Genomic DNA, 15,453 nt, shown 5'->3' on the forward strand with positions numbered 1-15,453 from the left:
TTGACTGTAATCGTGCCGTACGCACGCACGGAGGAGCCGGGGATCGGAACCGGCTTCTGCGCGATCAGCAAGTTTCTCAGTCCCGCGTAATCGATCGTCGATTCGATGGTCACGCATCCCCCGCTGATTCCATGCACGCCTTTGGAGTGCGTGCGACATGCGCGGCGCCCTGTCGAGCGCCCGCTGAACGTCATGTGCGTCGCCGCAACAGGCTCGCCCCATACACGAGCGCGGACAGCGCGGTGATCCAGAAACTCGTCGGCCAGTCGGTGTGATACGCAAGCGCGATCCCGGCCCACGCTTCGAACAGCGCGAACAGCGCGGCGAGCAGCACGCCGGTCGACAGCCGCGTCGACACGTTCTGCGCGGCCGCGGCCGGCCCGACCAGCAGCGTGAACACGAGCAGCACGCCGACGATCTGCGTCGCCGCGGCCACCGCGAGCGCGCACACCGCGAGGAACAGCATCGACACCGTGCGCAGCGACACGCCCTTGGCTTCGGCCAGCTCGGGCTGCAGCGACGCGAACAGCAGCGGCCGCGCGATCAGCGCGAGCGCGACGAGGCTCACCGCGCCGATGCCGGCCAGCACCGCGAGCGTATCGTGGCTGACCGCGAGCACGTTGCCGAACAGCAGCGCGGTGACCTGCGTCGCGAACGACGTGTAGAAATGCAGGAACAGCAGCCCGAAGCCGAGCGCGCCCGACAGGATTACGCCGATCGCGACGTCGCGGCCCGCGAGCCGTTCGCCGAGCGCGCCCATCCCGATCCCGGCCGCGAGCGTGAAGCCGACCATCCCCCAGATCGGCGAGATGCCGAGCAGCACCGCGCCGGTCGCGCCGGTGAAGCCGACGTGCGACAGCGCGTGGCCGGCGAAGGTTTGTCCGCGCAGCACCAGGAAGTAGCCGACGATGCCCGCGAGCACCGCGACGATCCCCGACGCGGCGAACGCGTTGATCATGAAGTCGTATTCAAACATCGTGCGAATGCCCGGGATGAGCGTGTCCGTGGTGGTGGTGACCGTGATCGTGACCGCCGCCGTGCGAGTGGCCGTCGTCGTCCTCGTGTTCGTGATCGTGCTTCTCGATTTCGACGTCGCCCGACATCACGAAGATCCTGCCGTTCACGCGCATCACGTCGATCGGCGAGCCGTACAGGCGCGACAGCACGGGTTTCGTGATCACCTCGTCGACGGTGCCGAGCGCCGCGACGCCGTTGCCGAGATACAGCACGCGGTCGAGCGCGTTCAGTAGCGGATTCAGTTCGTGCGCGGAAAACAGCACGGTGATGCCGAGCTCGCGCTGGACGTTGCGCACGAGTTCGACGACGCCGCGCTGGTGGTTCGGGTCGAGGCTGATCAGCGGCTCGTCGAGCAGCAGCAGCTTCGGGCTGCCGAGCAGGCACTGCGCGAGCAGCAGGCGCTGCCGCTCGCCGCCCGACAGTTCCGACAGCGGCCGGCGCGCAAGCGTCGGGCCGCCGACGAGGTCGAGCACGCGGTCGACGTCGCGCCGCGTCGCGGCGTTCGTGTGCGGCAGCCCCCAGCGGTGGCCGTCGGCTGCCATCGCGACGAAGTCGTAGCCGCGCATCCGGCGATTCGCGAGGCCGCTTCTGATCTGCGGCATGTAGCCGATCGACGCGTTGCCGCGCACGACCGGCACGCCGCCGACCGACAGCGTGCCGCCCGTGACGGGCACGAGGCCGAGCACCGCGCGCATCAGCGTCGTCTTGCCCGCGCCGTTCGGCCCGAGCACGCCGACGAATTCGCCGGGTTCGATCGAGAAGCTCACGTCGCGCAGGATCGTGCGTCCGCCCAGTTCGAGCGTGACGCGATCGAGTGCGAGTGCGTGGGGAGTGGCGGTCATGTCGTAGCGTGAATCATTTCTTGCTGGCGGAAAGCGCGCCCGCGAGCGCGTCGAGCTGGCCGGCCATCCATTGCTGGAAGGTCTTGCCGGCCGGCTGCGTCTCGGTGACGCTGACGCTCGGCACGCCGCCGTCGCGCGCGACCTTCAGCAGGCGCTTGGTCATCGGCGCTTCGGCCTGGCTGTTGTAGATCAGCACGCGCACCTGCTTCTTGCGCAGGTCGTTCTCGAACGCGGCGACGTCCTGCGCGCTGGCTTCGGTGTCGTTCATCGTCGCGAGCTGGAAGCGCTGGTTGCGCATGTCGAGGCCGATCGCATCCGACATGTAGCCGAACACCGGCTCGGTGGCCGTCACCGGCACGCCCTTGTACTGCGCGCGCAGCGCGGCGACCTTGTCGTCGATCGGCTTCAGCGACGCGACGAACTTCTGCAGGTTCGCGTCGTAGTCGGCCTTGTTCGCCGGGTCGGCCCGGCCGAGCTCGGCCGCGATCGCGCGCGCCGCGGCCGGCATGGTCGCCGGGTCGTACCACAGGTGCGGGTTGTCGCCGGCCTTCTTGCCGACGAGATCCGCGACGACGATCGTCGCGCGCTTCGCCTGCTTCGATGCGGACAGCAGCTTGGCCATCCACGGGTCGTAGTTCGCCCCGTTGTAGATCACGACCTGCGCGTGCTGCAGCGCGCGCGCGGTCTTCGGGCTCGCTTCGAACAGGTGCGGATCCTGGTCGGGACTGCTGAGGATGCTGGTTACCGCGACATGGCGGCCGCCGATCTGCGACGCGACGTCGCCATAGAAATTCTCGGCGGCGACCACGTTGACGGTCGCGGCCTGCGCGAACGCGGGCGCCGCGATCGACAGCGCGGCAGCAGCGGCGGCCAGCAGGCGGGCAAGCGGCAGGGCGCGCCGCGGCGCGCGCTTCAGGGCAATGGACATGAAACTCCTCGTTGGAAGGGGCGGCGGGTGCGCCGCGCGGTGCGGTGTCAGCGTTGCGCGGGCTTGCCCTTGCAGTGCCCGCACAGGCCGTTCAGCTCGACGACCTGATGGTGGACTTCGAACCCGTGCGCGGGCTCGCTCGCGGACAACTGTTTCGCGAGGTCGCTGCCCGGGATCTCGACGGTCTCGCCGCACGAGTCGCAGATCAGGAACTGGCCTTCGTGCGGCACGCCGATCTCGCAGCACGCGAAGAACGCGTTCTTCGATTCGATCCGGTGGATGAAGCCGTGCTCGACGAGGAAATCCAGCGCGCGATAGACGGTCGTGGGCGGCACGCGGCCGCGTTGCGGCTCGAGCTCGGCGAGCAGGTCGTACGCGCCGATCGGGCGCTGCGCGGCCAGCACGCGTTCGTAGACCTGGCGGCGCAGCGGCGTCCACGCGAGCCCGTGCTCGGCGGCGAATGCGTCGGCCCGGGACAGCCGGGCGTCGATGGGCGATGAGGTGGCCATGGCGTGAAGCAGGCAATGAAACGAAGTATCGCGATGATATAACGTATCTCCATGCCGTGCAGCCCGAATTCCTGCCGATGCACGCGCTCCGTCCCCTTCAGCGCCGTTTCAGCCGCGCCGCACCCAGCCCGCCGCGCCTTGCCGGGCGCGGGTCGCCGGCCGGCGCACGGCGCGGCCGTGCCGCAGCGCATCATCGAAAGCCGCCGTGTCGCCTTGACAGCATGAATCGCGTATCCGATCATTCGATCAACAACAGAGCAATTGATCGGCCGGCGAGCGTTCGCTCACCTCGCGGCCTTCGTGCAGCAGAACGAACCGGAGACAACCAGTGAGACTGGCAGACAAGGTCGCGATCCTGACGGGCGCGGCAAGCGGCATCGGCGAAGCGGTCGCGCAACGCTATCTGGACGAGGGCGCGCGCTGCGTGCTGGTCGACGTGAAGCCGCCGAGCGGCTCGCTTGCGCGGCTGATCGAGGACAATCCCGGCCGGGCGGTGGCCGTCACCGCGGACGTCACGCGCCGCGACGACATCGCGCGCATCGTCGCGACCGCGGTCGAGCGCTTCGGCGGCGTCGACATCCTGTTCAACAACGCGGCGCTGTTCGACATGCGCCCGCTCCTCGACGAATCCTGGGACGTGTTCGACCGGCTGTTCGCGGTCAACGTGAAAGGGCTGTTCTTCCTGATGCAGGCGGTCGCGCAGCGGATGGTCGAGCAAGGCCGCGGCGGCAAGATCGTCAATATGTCGTCGCAGGCGGGGCGTCGCGGCGAGGCACTCGTTTCGCACTACTGCGCGACCAAGGCCGCGGTGATCAGCTATACGCAGTCGGCCGCGCTCGCGCTCGCACCGCACCGGATCAACGTGAACGGCATCGCGCCGGGCGTGGTCGACACGCCGATGTGGGAGCAGGTCGATGCGCTGTTCGCGCGCTACGAGAACCGGCCGCTCGGCGAGAAGAAGCGGCTCGTCGGCGTTGCCGTGCCGCTCGGCCGGATGGGCGTGCCGGGCGACCTCACGGGCGCCGCGCTGTTCCTCGCGTCGGCCGACGCCGACTACATCACCGCCCAGACGCTGAACGTCGACGGCGGCAACTGGATGAGCTGAAGTGGCGCCGCTCGCACGCTTACCCCTGGCGTTCGTGCCGCGCGCGGCCGCCGCCGCACGAGGACACGCATGATGGCGGAGATCGTGGTTGCCGGCGAACTGCTGGCCGAATTCGTCGCCGCCGAGCGCGGCCAGGGCTTCGACGTGCCGGGCCTGTTCGCGGGCCCGTTCCCGAGCGGCGCGCCGGCGATCTTCGCCGACCAGGCCGCGCGGCTCGGCGTGCGCGTCGCGTATGCGGGCTGCGTCGGCCGCGACGCGTTCGGCGACGCGATCGTCGCGCGGCTCGAGCGCGATGGCGTCGACGTCGCGCGCATCCGCCGCGTCGCACGTCCGACCGGCACCGCGTTCGTCGCGTATCGCGACGACGGTTCGCGCAGCTTCGTGTTCAGCCTGTCGACCAGCGCTGCCGCGTGCGTCGACGCATCCGACGTCGATACATCGATGTTCGACGGCTGCCGCTACTTCCACGTGATGGGCTCGTCGCTGACGAGCGAATCGGCGATCGCGGCGGTCCAGCGCGGCGTGATCGAGGCGGCGCGCGCCGGCGCGAAGGTGTCGTTCGACCCGAACGTGCGGCCCGAGATGCTGAGCTTCCGCCCGATGCGCGCGGCGCTCGACACGCTGCTCGCCGCGTGTCACCTGTTCCTGCCGAGCGAGGCCGACCTGCCGTTCTTCTGCGGGCCGCAGCCGGCCGAGCGCGCGATCGCCGGGCTGCTCGCGACGCATCCGCTGCTCGAACGCGTCGTGCTCAAGCGCGGCGCGGCCGGCAGCGTCGCGTTCGACCGTGCGAGCCGCGTCGACGCGCCGGCTTATCCCGTCGACGAACGCGATCCGACCGGCGCCGGCGACTGCTTCGGCGGCACGCTGGTCGCGAGTCTCGTCACCGGCCTGCCGATCGACGTCGCACTGCGCCGCGCGAACGCGGCCGGCGCGATCGCGGTCACGCGGCGCGGCCCGATGGAGGGCAACAGCAGCGCGGCCGAGATCGACCGCTTCCTGACCGAACGAGGTGTCGCATGCCCGGCCTGACTTCCACTGCCGAACGCCCGCGCAGCGCGCACGCCGGCGCCGTGCTGCGAATGATCTTCGACGCGAACCGCGCGCAGGCGCAGCGCGGCATCTATTCGGTCTGCAGCGCGCACCGGCTCGTGCTGGAGGCCGCGTGCGAGGCCGCGCGCGCGGACGGCTCGCCGCTCCTGATCGAGGCGACCTGCAACCAGGTGAACCATCTCGGCGGCTATACGGGCATGACGCCCGCCGATTTCCGGCGCGACGTCGATGCGATCGCGCAGCGCTGCGGGCTCGCGCCGTCGGCGCTGGTGCTCGGCGGCGACCATCTGGGACCGAACCCGTGGCGGCACCGCCGCGCGGCCGACGCGATGCGCGAAGCGGCGGCGATGGTCGCCGCGTATGTCGAAGCCGGGTTCGAGAAGATCCACCTCGATGCGAGCATGGCGTGCGCGGACGATCCGGCGCGGCTCGACGACCGGACGATCGCCGCGCGCGCGGCCGGGCTGTGCCGCGCGGCCGAAGACGCGGCGGCGCGCGCCGGCGTCGCGCCCGTCTACGTGATCGGCACCGAGGTGCCGACGCCGGGCGGCGAAGTGGCCGGCGACGCAGCCGGCGATGCGATCGCGCGGATCGCGGTCACGCGCATCGACAGTATCGCCGCGACGCTCGACGCGCATCGCAGCGCATTCGCGGCGGCCGGGCTCGACGACGCATGGACGCGCGTGGTCGCGATCGTCGCGCAACCGGGCGTCGATTTCGACGATCGCCACGTGCTCGACTACGACAGCGCGAAGGCCGCATCGCTCGGTGCAAGCATCCTGCGCACGCCGCGCCTCGTGTTCGAAGCGCATTCGACCGACTATCAGACCGAAGGCGCGCTCGCCGCGCTCGTGCGCGACCACTTCGCGGTGCTGAAGGTCGGCCCCGCGCTGACCTTCGCGCTGCGCGAGGCGCTGTTCGCGCTCACCTTCATCGAGGACGCGCTGATCGGCGACGGCGCGCAGCGCTCGCAGCTGCGCGACGTGGTCGACGCCGCGATGCGCGCGCAGCCCGAGCACTGGGCGCCATACTACCGCGGCGACGAGACCGAGCAGCGGCTCGCGCGCCAGTTCAGCTACAGCGACCGGATCCGCTACTACTGGCTGCAGCCGGCCGTCGCGGCGGCGGTCGAGCAGTTGTTCGACAACCTCGCGCGGCAGCCGGTGCCCGAAACGCTCGTCGCGCAGTGGCTGCCGGACGTGTACGCGGCGTGCCGCGCGGGCGGCCTCGCGAAGGAGCCGCGCGCATGGGTGCGCCACCGGATACGCGACGTGATCGCGCACTATGCGCGCGCGTGCGGGATGCAGCGGCCGGCGTGACGGGCCGCGAAGGAAGTGCAGCAACGCGACATACGCAATACGCAATACGCAATACGCAACACCGACGACAGTTCGAACAATCACAGGAGACATGCCATGCAACGAAAGATGCTCGATGCCGCCGTACGCTGCTTCGCCGGGGCCGCGCTCGCGACGGCCGCGTGCGCGGCGTCCGCCGGCACGCTGACGATCGCGACGCTGAACAACCCGGACATGATCGAGTTGAAGAAGCTGTCGCCGGCGTTCGAGAAGGCGAACCCTGACATCAAGCTGAACTGGGTGATCCTCGAGGAGAACGTGCTGCGCCAGCGCGCGACCACCGACATCACGACCGGCAGCGGCCAGTTCGACGTGATGGCGATCGGCACCTACGAGACGCCGCAGTGGGGCAAGCGCGGCTGGCTCGCGCCGATCACGGGGCTGCCCGCCGACTACGACCTGAACGACATCGTGAAGACCGCGCGCGACAGCCTGTCGTACAACGGCCAGCTGTATGCGCTGCCGTTCTACGTCGAGAGCTCGATGACGTTCTACCGCAAGGACCTGTTCGCGGCGAAGGGGCTCAAGATGCCCGACCAGCCGACCTACGACCAGATCGCCGAGTTCGCGGACAAGCTCACCGACAAGGCGAAGGGCACCTACGGGATCTGCTTGCGCGGCAAGGCCGGGTGGGGCGAGAACATGGCGTACGTGTCGACGGTCGTGAACACGTTCGGCGGGCGCTGGTTCGACGAGAACTGGAACGCGCAGCTCACGTCGCCGGAATGGAAGAAGGCGATCGGCTTCTACGTGAACCTGCTGAAGAAAGACGGCCCGCCGGGGGCGAGCTCGAACGGCTTCAACGAAAACCTGACCCTGACCGCGTCGGGCAAGTGCGCGATGTGGATCGACGCGACGGTCGCGGCCGGGATGCTCTATAACAAACAGCAGTCGCAGGTCGCCGACCGGATCGGCTTCGCCGCCGCGCCGGTCGCCGCCACGCCGAAGGGCTCGCACTGGCTGTGGGCGTGGGCGCTGGCCGTGCCGAAGACGTCGAAGCAGCAGGACGCCGCGCGCAAGTTCATCGCGTGGGCGACGTCGAAGCAGTACATCGAGATGGTCGGCAAGGACGAAGGCTGGGCGTCGGTGCCGCCGGGCACCCGCACGTCGACCTACCAGCGCGCCGAGTACAAGGCCGCCGCGCCGTTCTCGGACTTCGTGCTGAAGGCGATCGAGACGGCCGACCCGAACGATCCGTCGCTGAAGAAGGTGCCGTACACGGGCGTGCAGTACGTCGGGATTCCTGAATTCCAGTCGTTCGGCACGGTGGTCGGGCAGGCGATCGCGGGTGCGGTGGCCGGCCAGATGACGGTCGACCAGGCGCTCGCCGCCGGGCAGGCGGCGGCCGACCGTGCGGTCCGGCAGGCCGGCTACAAGAAGTAACGCGGCTGGCACCGTGCGCGCTGCCGCGCACGGTGCGCGTCGCCGATGCAGAAAGGCGGGCCGGCCGTTCGTGCCCGCGTCTCAACCGGAGGGACTCCGATCATGCGTCATTTGCGTCTTCCCCTGAGCCATGCGTCGCCGGTCGGCGACGCATCGTCGCCGCCGGGCGCGCCGCGCCGCGCGCGCGGCGGCGCCAGCTGGCTCGTGTCGCCGTCCGTCGCGGTGCTGCTGCTGTGGATGTCGATCCCGCTCGCGATGACGATCTGGTATTCGTTCTCGCGCTACAACCTGCTGAACCCGGACGTGAAGGGCTTCGCCGGGATCGACAACTACCGCTTCCTCGCGACCGATCCGTCGTTCCTGCCCGCGATCTGGCACACGCTCGTGCTGATCGGCGCGGTGCTCGCGATCACCGTGGTCGGCGGCGTGCTGATGGCCGTGCTGTTCGACCGCAAGTTCTACGGGCAAGGCGTGGCCCGCCTGCTCGCGATCGCGCCGTTCTTCGTGATGCCGACGGTCGCCGCGCTGATCTGGAAGAACATGATCCTGCATCCGGTGTACGGGCTCGTCGCGAACGCGATGCGCGCGCTCGGGATGACGCCGATCGACTGGTTCGCCGATTACCCGCTCACCGCCGTGATCATCATCGTCGCGTGGCAGTGGCTGCCGTTCGCGTTCCTGATCCTGTTCACCGCGATCCAGTCGCTCGACCAGGAGCAGAAGGAAGCCGCGCGCATCGACGGCGCGGGCCCGATCGCGATGTTCTTCTACATCACACTGCCGCACCTGAAGCGCGCGATCGCGGTGGTCGTGATGATGGAGACGATCTTCCTGCTGTCGATCTTCGCGGAGATCTATACGACGACGGGCGGCGGCCCGGGCAATGCGACGACCAACCTGTCGTACCTGATCTACGCGCTCGGCCTGCAGCAGTTCGACGTCGGCCTCGCATCCGCGGGCGGGATCATCGCCGTCGTGGTCGCGAACGTCGTGTCGTTCTTCCTGGTGCGGATGCTCGCGCGCAACCTGAAGGGGGAGTACGAGAAATGAGCGACCTGACTTTGGAAGGCCGGCGTGCGCCGGCTGCATTCGACCTCGTGCGGCGCGCGCTGCCCGGCGCGCTCGCGTGGCTGCTCGCGCTGCTGCTGTTCTTCCCGATCTTCTGGATGGCGATCACCGCGTTCAAGACCGAGCAGCAGGCGTACGCGTCGACGCTGTTCTTCATGCCGACGCTCGACAGCTTCCGCGAGGTGTTCGCGCGCAGCAACTACTTCGCGTTCGCGTGGAACTCGGTGCTGATTTCGGCGGGCGTCACGCTGATCTCGCTGCTGCTCGCGGTGCCCGCGGCCTACGCGATGGCGTTCTTCCCGAACCACCGCACGCAGAAGGTGCTGCTGTGGATGCTGTCGACCAAGATGATGCCGTCGGTCGGCGTGCTCGTGCCGATCTACCTGCTGTGGAAGAACGCGGGGCTGCTCGATACCGTGTCGGGCCTCGTGATCGTGTACACGCTGATCAACCTGCCGATCGCGGTGTGGATGACCTTCACGTACTTCAACGAGATCCCGAAGGACATCCTCGAAGCGGGGCGCATCGACGGCGCGTCGACGTGGCAGGAGATCGTCTACCTGCTGATGCCGATGGCGCTGCCGGGGCTCGCGTCCACCGCGCTGCTGCTCGTGATCCTGTCGTGGAACGAGGCGTTCTGGAGCATCAACCTGTCGAGCTCGAACGCCGCGCCGCTCACCGTGTTCATCGCGTCGTACTCGAGCCCCGAGGGGCTGTTCTGGGCGAAGCTGTCCGCGGCTTCCCTGCTCGCGGTCGCGCCGATCCTGATCGTCGGCTGGCTGTCGCAGAAGCAGCTCGTGCGCGGGCTCACGTTCGGGGCGGTCAAATGAGCGCTACCGGCGAAGCTGCTACCGGCGAACGCGCGTTCGGTCACGGGATGAACGTGCTGATCTGCGACTGCGACGGCGTGCTGATCGACAGCGAGGCCGTCGCCGCCGACGTGATCGTGCGCGAGCTCGATGCGCGCTGGCCGGGTGTCGACGCGCGGCCGGCGGTGATGCCGCTGCTCGGGCTGCGCATCGAGCGCGTGCTGGCCGGCGCGGGCGAGGCCGTCGGCCGCACGCTGTCGGCCGGCGACGTCGACGCGATCCGCCGTGCGGCCGAGGCGGCGGCCGTCAACGCGCCGATGGTCGACGGCATCGACAAGGCCCTCGCGGCGCTCAACCTGACGACCGCGTGCGCGAGCAACAGCTACCGCGCGTACGTCGAGGCGGCGCTCGCGCGCACCGGCCTCGCGCGCTTCTTCGGCGACCGGCTGTTCTGCGCGGACGCCGTGGCGAGGCCGAAGCCGGCGCCCGACGTGTATCTCGCGGCCGCGCGTGCGCTCGGCGCGGTGCCCGCGCAATGCCTCGTCGTCGAGGACAGCGTGACCGGCATCACCGCGGCCGCCGCGGCCGGCATGACCGTGCTCGGCTTCGTCGGCGGCGGGCATGCGTCGGCCGCGCAGATCGACGCGTTGCGCGGGATCGGCGCGCGTCACGTATTCGACGACATGCACGAGCTGCCCGGCTACGTCGCGCGCTGGCAGGCGACCGGCGCGGTGCTGCCGGGCTAGCAACCAGGAACGAATGCGCGCCGCTTTCAACGCGGCGCATCACGAACGAACGGAGACAGACCATGGCAAGCGTGCTCCTGCGCAACATCGCGAAGCGCTACGACGACACCGAAGTGCTGCGCAACGTGAACCTCGACATCGCCGACGGCGAATTCGTCGTGTTCGTCGGGCCGAGCGGCTGCGGCAAATCCACGCTGATGCGGATGATCGCCGGGCTCGAGGACATCTCGAGCGGCGAACTGCTGATCGACGGCGCGAAGGTCAACGACGTGCCGAGCGCCAAGCGCGGCATCGCGATGGTGTTCCAGTCGTATGCGCTGTACCCGCACATGACGCTGTACGACAACATGGCGTTCGGCCTGAAGCTCGCCGGCGCGAAGAAGCCCGAGATCGACCAGGCGGTGAAGCAGGCCGCGAAGATCCTGCACATCGACCACCTGCTCGATCGCAAGCCGAAGCAGCTGTCGGGCGGCCAGCGGCAGCGCGTCGCGATCGGCCGCGCGATCACGCGCAAGCCGAAGGTGTTCCTGTTCGACGAGCCGTTGTCGAACCTCGACGCGGCGCTGCGCGTGAAGATGCGGCTGGAATTCGCGCGGCTGCACGACGAGCTGAAGACCACGATGATCTACGTGACGCACGACCAGGTCGAGGCGATGACGCTCGCCGACAAGATCGTCGTGCTGTCGGGCGGCGCGGTGCAGCAGGTCGGCACGCCGAACGCGCTGTACCACGCGCCGGCCAACCAGTTCGTCGCGGGCTTCATCGGCTCGCCGAAGATGAACTTCCTGAAAGGCACCGTCGAGTCGGTCGACGCGGCCGGCGTGCTGGTGCGCTTCGGCAGCGGCGAGACGCAGCGCGTCGCGGTCGAGGCGGCCGGGCTGTTGCGCGGCGCGGCGGTGACCGTCGGCGTGCGGCCCGAGCATCTGATGGTGGGGCAGGCGGAGACCGGCGTGGCCGCGCGGACGATGGCCGTCGAATCGCTCGGCGATGCCGCGTACCTGTATGCGGAGTCGGCCGTCGCGCCGGACGGGCTGATCGCGCGGATTCCGCCGCTCGATACGTACCGCACCGGCGAGGCGCTGCACGTGCATGCGCAGGCCGAGCACTGCCACCTGTTCGACGAGCAAGGCCAGGCGTTCCGGCGCTTGAGCGCGCACGCGAAGGCGGCGTGAGGACGCGCGCCGGTCAGAGCCGCAGGTGCTCGGCCATGTAATCGACGAAGGCACGCAGTTTCGGCGTCGGATGGCGGCCTGACGGCCACAGGACGTAGATCGGCGTGCAGCTCGCGACGTGTTCGTCGAGCACCGCGCGCAGCGTGCCGTCGTCGAGCGCGTCGCGCACGAAGAACTCGGGCAGGCACGCGATGCCGAGCCCGCGCAGCGTGAAGCACAGGCGCGCTTCTGCGCTGTTGCTGACCATCGCGACCGGCACCTCGGGCGGCGTACTCGCGTGCGCCACGCGCAGCGGCCAGGTCTCGAGCTTGCCGCTGCTCGGAAAGCGGTAGTGCAGGCAGCGGTGCTGCGCGAGATCGGCCGGCGTGCGCGGCGTGCCGTGCCGCGCGAGGTAGCCGGGCGACGCGACGAGGTGCTGGCGGAAATGGCGCAGCAGCCGCGACGACAGCCGCGAATCCGTCGGCTGGCCGGTGCGCAGCACCGCGTCGAAGCCTTCTTCGACGACGTCGACGAGGCGGTCGCTGAAATCGATATCGAGTTCGATCTCCGGATACGCGGCCATGAAATCGGCGAGCAGCGGCAGCAGCAGCGTGCCGATCGTCGGCAGGCTCACGCGCAGGCGCCCGCGCGGCGCTTCGGCGCTGTGCGTCAGTTCCTGCTCGGCCGCGTCGATCTCGGCGATCACGCGCCGGCACCGCTCCAGGAAGCGCGTGCCTTCCGCGGTGAGCGTGATGCTGCGCGTGCTGCGGTGAAAGAGGCGCACGTTCAGCCGCGCCTCGAGCCGCGCGATGCGCTTGCCGATCGCCGACGCCGACAGCCCGAGCGCGCGGCCGGCCGCGACGAAACTGCGCGTTTCCGCGACCTGGACGAACACGACGAAGCCGCCAAGATTTTCCATGCTGGTTCTCGATTGCGGACACCGATGTCCGGAGTGTCCGGAACTCTAACCCGGTTTTTCTTCTCGCGCCGGCTCCCTACGATGGGCGTTCCTTCACTGTTCGAGGTCACGCCATGTCATCCCTGCCTGTCACCGCCCACCGCGCCGAACCGGACGCCGACGCCGCGCTGCCCGAGCGCCTCGACGCCGCGCTCGATCGCGCGCTGGCCGATGCGCGCGTGGTCGGCGCGGTCGTGCTGGTCGCCCGCGACGGCCAACTTCGCTATGCGCGCGCGGCCGGTCTGGCCGATCGCGAGGCCGGCACGCCGATGCGGGACGACACGCTGTTCCGGCTCGCATCGGTGTCGAAGCCGATCGTGACGGCCGCCGCGATGCGGCTGGTCGCGGCGGGGCGCATCGGGCTCGACGAGCCGGTCGCGCGCTGGTTGCCCGCGTTCCGGCCGACGCTGCCCGACGGCACGCCGGCCGACATCACGTTGCGTCATCTGCTGTCGCATACGGCCGGGCTCGGCTACCGCTTCCTCGAAGCCGACGCCGACGGCCCGTATGCGCGTGCCGGCGTGTCCGACGGGATGGACCGCGCGGACCTGTCGCTCGCGGAGAACGTGCGGCGCATCGCCGGCGTGCCGCTGCGGTTCGCGCCCGGCACGTCGTGGGACTACTCGCTCGCGACCGACGTGGTCGGCGCGCTGATCGAGGCGGTCGACGGCCGGCCGCTCGCCGAAGCCGTGGCCGCGCTCGTCACGACGCCGCTCGGGATGACCGACACCGCGTTCTTCTCGAATGACTCCGCGCGCTTCGCGACGCCGTACGTCAGCACGCCGGGCGCGCCGCGCCGGATGGCCGACGACGATCTCGCGCCGGTGTACGACGGCACGGTCGGCATCCGCTTCGCGCCGGCGCGCGCGTTCGACGCGGCCGCGTGGCCGTCGGGCGGCGCGGGAATGGTGGGCACCGCGCGCGACTGCATGACGTTGCTCGATGCGTTGCGCACCGGCCGCGACGGCTGGCTCGCGCGCCGCTGGATCGACGAGATGTCGCGCGTGCAGCCGGGCGCGCACGACCTGCCGGACGCGCCGGGATTCGGTTTCGGGCTCGGCTTTTCGGTGCTGCGCGATCCGGCGGCCGCGCAGTCGCCGGAGTCGGTCGGCACGTGGCGCTGGGGCGGTGCGTACGGGCATGCGTGGTTCGTCGACCGCGCGGCCGGGCTGACGGTCGTCGCGCTGACCAATACGTTGTACGAAGGGATGCACGGGCAGATCGTCACCGACGTGCGCGATGCGGTGTATGGCGTCGACGACCGGAGCGCGGCATGAGCGAGTGCGTATCCGTTCCCGACCGCGTCTCCGACCACGCTTCCGACCGCGTCGCCGACCCTGCGTCCGGTCTGTCCGCACCGGTGCGCGAACGCCTGCCGGTCGCGAACCTGCTGGCGCTCGCCACCGCCGGGTTCATCACGATCCTCACCGAAGCGTTGCCGGCCGGCTTGCTCCCGTTGATGAGCATGGACCTGCGCGTGACCGAGGCGTTGATCGGCCAGCTCGTGACCGTCTACGCGCTCGGCTCGATCGTCGCGGCGATCCCGCTCGTCGCCGCGACGCGCGCGATGCGCAGGCGCCGGCTGCTGCTCGCGGCGCTTGCCGGGTTCGTCGTGTCGAATGCGTTGACGGCCGCGTCGCCGTATTACGCGCTCACGCTCGCCGCGCGCTTCGTCGCGGGCATGTCGGCCGGGCTGTTGTGGGCGCTGTTGGCCGGCTATGCGAGCCGGATGGTCGACGCATCGCTGCGCGGCCGGGCGATCGCGGTCGCGATGCTCGGCGCGCCGGTCGCGATGTCGATCGGCATCCCGGCCGGCACCACGCTCGGCGCGATGTTCGGCTGGCGCATCGCGTTCGCGGGCATCACGGTCGCGGCGCTCGCGCTGATCGGCTGGATCCGGCTGCGCGTGCCCGACTATCCGGGGCAGCCCGCCGGCGCCCGCGAGCCGGTGCTCGGCGTGATCGCACTGCCCGGCGTGCGGCCGGTGCTGGTCGTGATGTTCGCCTATGTGCTCGCGCACAACATGCTGTACACGTACGTTGCGCCGTTCCTTGCCGGCGTGCGGATGGGCGCGCAGGTCGATGCGGTGCTGTTCGTGTTCGGTATCGCGTCGCTGGTCGGCATCGCGCTGACGGGCGCATGGATCGGCGCCGCGCAGCGGCGGCTGACGCTCGCGAGCATCGCGTTGTTCGCGCTTGCGGCGGCGATGCTCGGTGCCGGGTCCGGGATGACAATCGTTTATGCGGGTGTCGCGCTGTGGGGGCTCGCGTTCGGCGGCGCGCCGACGCTGTTCCAGACGGCCACCGCGAACGCGGCGGGCGATGCGGCCGACGTCGCGCAGTCGATGCTCGTGACGGTGTGGAACCTCGCGATCGCGGGCGGCGGCATCGCGGGCGGGATGCTGCTCGGCGCGACGGGCGCGGGCGCGATTCCGTGGGTGCTGGTCGCGCTGCTGGCGGCTGCGTGGCTCGGCGCATGGCGCGCGCGCCGGCATGCGTTTCCGGCGCCGCGCGCGGCCGCGTGAGCGTG

General features: G+C 70.1%; 15 protein-coding genes. 10 read left to right on the forward strand and 5 right to left on the reverse strand.

Annotation, left to right across the window (positions count from 1 at the left end):
* Window positions 1-190: 190 nt before the first annotated feature.
* From U4Z31_RS02900 to U4Z31_RS02915, 4 genes are read right to left on the reverse strand one after another with little or no spacing between them, the layout of a single operon-like run.
* On the reverse strand, window positions 191-976 hold the full coding sequence (locus U4Z31_RS02900; protein ID WP_044844479.1) for a metal ABC transporter permease: 786 nt from the start codon (window positions 974-976) through the stop codon (window positions 191-193).
* The gene (locus tag U4Z31_RS02905) at window positions 969-1,859 is read right to left on the reverse strand and encodes an ABC transporter ATP-binding protein (RefSeq protein ID WP_321809377.1); all 891 of its coding nucleotides are present in this window, start codon (window positions 1,857-1,859) and stop codon (window positions 969-971) included. Before U4Z31_RS02905 ends, U4Z31_RS02900 begins: the two co-directional genes overlap by 8 nt.
* A 13-nt stretch (window positions 1,860-1,872) precedes the next feature.
* Window positions 1,873-2,787, reverse strand: coding sequence for a metal ABC transporter solute-binding protein, Zn/Mn family (locus U4Z31_RS02910; protein WP_321809378.1), 915 nt, complete (start codon window positions 2,785-2,787; stop codon window positions 1,873-1,875).
* 47 nt (window positions 2,788-2,834) lie between these two features.
* Complete coding sequence (locus tag U4Z31_RS02915) at window positions 2,835-3,296, reverse strand: Fur family transcriptional regulator (RefSeq protein ID WP_014896195.1); 462 nt, start codon at window positions 3,294-3,296, stop codon at window positions 2,835-2,837.
* 328 nt (window positions 3,297-3,624) lie between these two features.
* Between U4Z31_RS02915 and U4Z31_RS02920 the strand changes: the two genes are divergently transcribed.
* The 8 genes from U4Z31_RS02920 to U4Z31_RS02955 all read left to right on the forward strand — a co-directional run bounded on the left by U4Z31_RS02920 (window position 3,625) and on the right by U4Z31_RS02955 (window position 11,987).
* Window positions 3,625-4,401 carry an L-iditol 2-dehydrogenase gene (locus tag U4Z31_RS02920; RefSeq protein WP_321809379.1) on the forward strand — a complete coding sequence of 259 codons (777 nt, stop codon included), beginning with the start codon at window positions 3,625-3,627 and terminating at the stop codon, window positions 4,399-4,401.
* 72 nt (window positions 4,402-4,473) lie between these two features.
* Window positions 4,474-5,430: a sugar kinase gene (locus U4Z31_RS02925; RefSeq protein WP_321809417.1), complete on the forward strand. Its 957-nt coding sequence runs from the start codon at window positions 4,474-4,476 to the stop codon at window positions 5,428-5,430.
* Complete coding sequence (locus U4Z31_RS02930) at window positions 5,418-6,770, forward strand: D-tagatose-bisphosphate aldolase, class II, non-catalytic subunit (RefSeq protein WP_321809380.1); 1,353 nt, start codon at window positions 5,418-5,420, stop codon at window positions 6,768-6,770. Before U4Z31_RS02925 ends, U4Z31_RS02930 begins: the two co-directional genes overlap by 13 nt.
* Before the next feature lie 96 nt (window positions 6,771-6,866).
* The gene (locus U4Z31_RS02935; protein WP_044844474.1) at window positions 6,867-8,192 is read left to right on the forward strand and encodes an ABC transporter substrate-binding protein; all 1,326 of its coding nucleotides are present in this window, start codon (window positions 6,867-6,869) and stop codon (window positions 8,190-8,192) included.
* A 102-nt stretch (window positions 8,193-8,294) separates the two neighbouring features.
* Window positions 8,295-9,242: a sugar ABC transporter permease gene (locus tag U4Z31_RS02940; protein ID WP_321809381.1), complete on the forward strand. Its 948-nt coding sequence runs from the start codon at window positions 8,295-8,297 to the stop codon at window positions 9,240-9,242.
* Window positions 9,239-10,090, forward strand: coding sequence for a carbohydrate ABC transporter permease (locus U4Z31_RS02945; protein ID WP_321809382.1), 852 nt, complete (start codon window positions 9,239-9,241; stop codon window positions 10,088-10,090). Before U4Z31_RS02940 ends, U4Z31_RS02945 begins: the two co-directional genes overlap by 4 nt.
* Window positions 10,087-10,815 (forward strand): HAD family phosphatase, encoded by a 729-nt coding sequence (locus U4Z31_RS02950; protein WP_321809383.1) that lies wholly within the window; start codon window positions 10,087-10,089, stop codon window positions 10,813-10,815. Before U4Z31_RS02945 ends, U4Z31_RS02950 begins: the two co-directional genes overlap by 4 nt.
* Before the next feature lie 62 nt (window positions 10,816-10,877).
* Window positions 10,878-11,987: an ABC transporter ATP-binding protein gene (locus tag U4Z31_RS02955; protein ID WP_124570672.1), complete on the forward strand. Its 1,110-nt coding sequence runs from the start codon at window positions 10,878-10,880 to the stop codon at window positions 11,985-11,987.
* Window positions 11,988-12,000: 13 nt separating this feature from the next.
* On the opposite strand, the gene U4Z31_RS02960 is transcribed toward U4Z31_RS02955, so the two are convergent.
* Window positions 12,001-12,885 (reverse strand): LysR family transcriptional regulator, encoded by an 885-nt coding sequence (locus U4Z31_RS02960; RefSeq protein WP_321809384.1) that lies wholly within the window; start codon window positions 12,883-12,885, stop codon window positions 12,001-12,003.
* Between the two features lie 113 nt (window positions 12,886-12,998).
* On the opposite strand from U4Z31_RS02960, the gene U4Z31_RS02965 reads away from it, so the two are divergent.
* Together U4Z31_RS02965 and U4Z31_RS02970 are read left to right on the forward strand one after the other, a co-directional pair.
* Window positions 12,999-14,201 carry a serine hydrolase domain-containing protein gene (locus U4Z31_RS02965; RefSeq protein WP_321809385.1) on the forward strand — a complete coding sequence of 401 codons (1,203 nt, stop codon included), beginning with the start codon at window positions 12,999-13,001 and terminating at the stop codon, window positions 14,199-14,201.
* Window positions 14,198-15,448, forward strand: a complete 1,251-nt coding sequence (locus U4Z31_RS02970) for an MFS transporter (RefSeq protein WP_321809386.1) — start codon at window positions 14,198-14,200, stop codon at window positions 15,446-15,448. Before U4Z31_RS02965 ends, U4Z31_RS02970 begins: the two co-directional genes overlap by 4 nt.
* Window positions 15,449-15,453 lie beyond the last annotated feature (5 nt).

Source organism: Burkholderia sp. BCC1985 (genome assembly GCF_905339915.1).
Lineage (GTDB): Bacteria > Pseudomonadota > Gammaproteobacteria > Burkholderiales > Burkholderiaceae > Burkholderia.

Bases quoted from the DNA above. Each gene is read 5' to 3' on its own strand.
- U4Z31_RS02955 (WP_124570672.1), top strand. From the start codon at position 10,878: ATGGCAAGCGTGCTCCTGCGCAACATCGCGAAGCGCTACGACGACACC.
- U4Z31_RS02945 (WP_321809382.1), top strand. From the start codon at position 9,239: ATGAGCGACCTGACTTTGGAAGGCCGGCGTGCGCCGGCTGCATTCGAC.
- U4Z31_RS02950 (WP_321809383.1), top strand. From the start codon at position 10,087: ATGAGCGCTACCGGCGAAGCTGCTACCGGCGAACGCGCGTTCGGTCAC.
- U4Z31_RS02905 (WP_321809377.1), bottom strand. From the start codon at position 1,859: ATGACCGCCACTCCCCACGCACTCGCACTCGATCGCGTCACGCTCGAA.
- U4Z31_RS02935 (WP_044844474.1), top strand. From the start codon at position 6,867: ATGCAACGAAAGATGCTCGATGCCGCCGTACGCTGCTTCGCCGGGGCC.
- U4Z31_RS02915 (WP_014896195.1), bottom strand. From the start codon at position 3,296: ATGGCCACCTCATCGCCCATCGACGCCCGGCTGTCCCGGGCCGACGCA.
- U4Z31_RS02900 (WP_044844479.1), bottom strand. From the start codon at position 976: ATGTTTGAATACGACTTCATGATCAACGCGTTCGCCGCGTCGGGGATC.
- U4Z31_RS02925 (WP_321809417.1), top strand. From the start codon at position 4,474: ATGGCGGAGATCGTGGTTGCCGGCGAACTGCTGGCCGAATTCGTCGCC.
- U4Z31_RS02940 (WP_321809381.1), top strand. From the start codon at position 8,295: ATGCGTCATTTGCGTCTTCCCCTGAGCCATGCGTCGCCGGTCGGCGAC.
- U4Z31_RS02960 (WP_321809384.1), bottom strand. From the start codon at position 12,885: ATGGAAAATCTTGGCGGCTTCGTCGTGTTCGTCCAGGTCGCGGAAACG.
- U4Z31_RS02910 (WP_321809378.1), bottom strand. From the start codon at position 2,787: ATGTCCATTGCCCTGAAGCGCGCGCCGCGGCGCGCCCTGCCGCTTGCC.
- U4Z31_RS02970 (WP_321809386.1), top strand. From the start codon at position 14,198: ATGAGCGAGTGCGTATCCGTTCCCGACCGCGTCTCCGACCACGCTTCC.
- U4Z31_RS02965 (WP_321809385.1), top strand. From the start codon at position 12,999: ATGTCATCCCTGCCTGTCACCGCCCACCGCGCCGAACCGGACGCCGAC.
- U4Z31_RS02930 (WP_321809380.1), top strand. From the start codon at position 5,418: ATGCCCGGCCTGACTTCCACTGCCGAACGCCCGCGCAGCGCGCACGCC.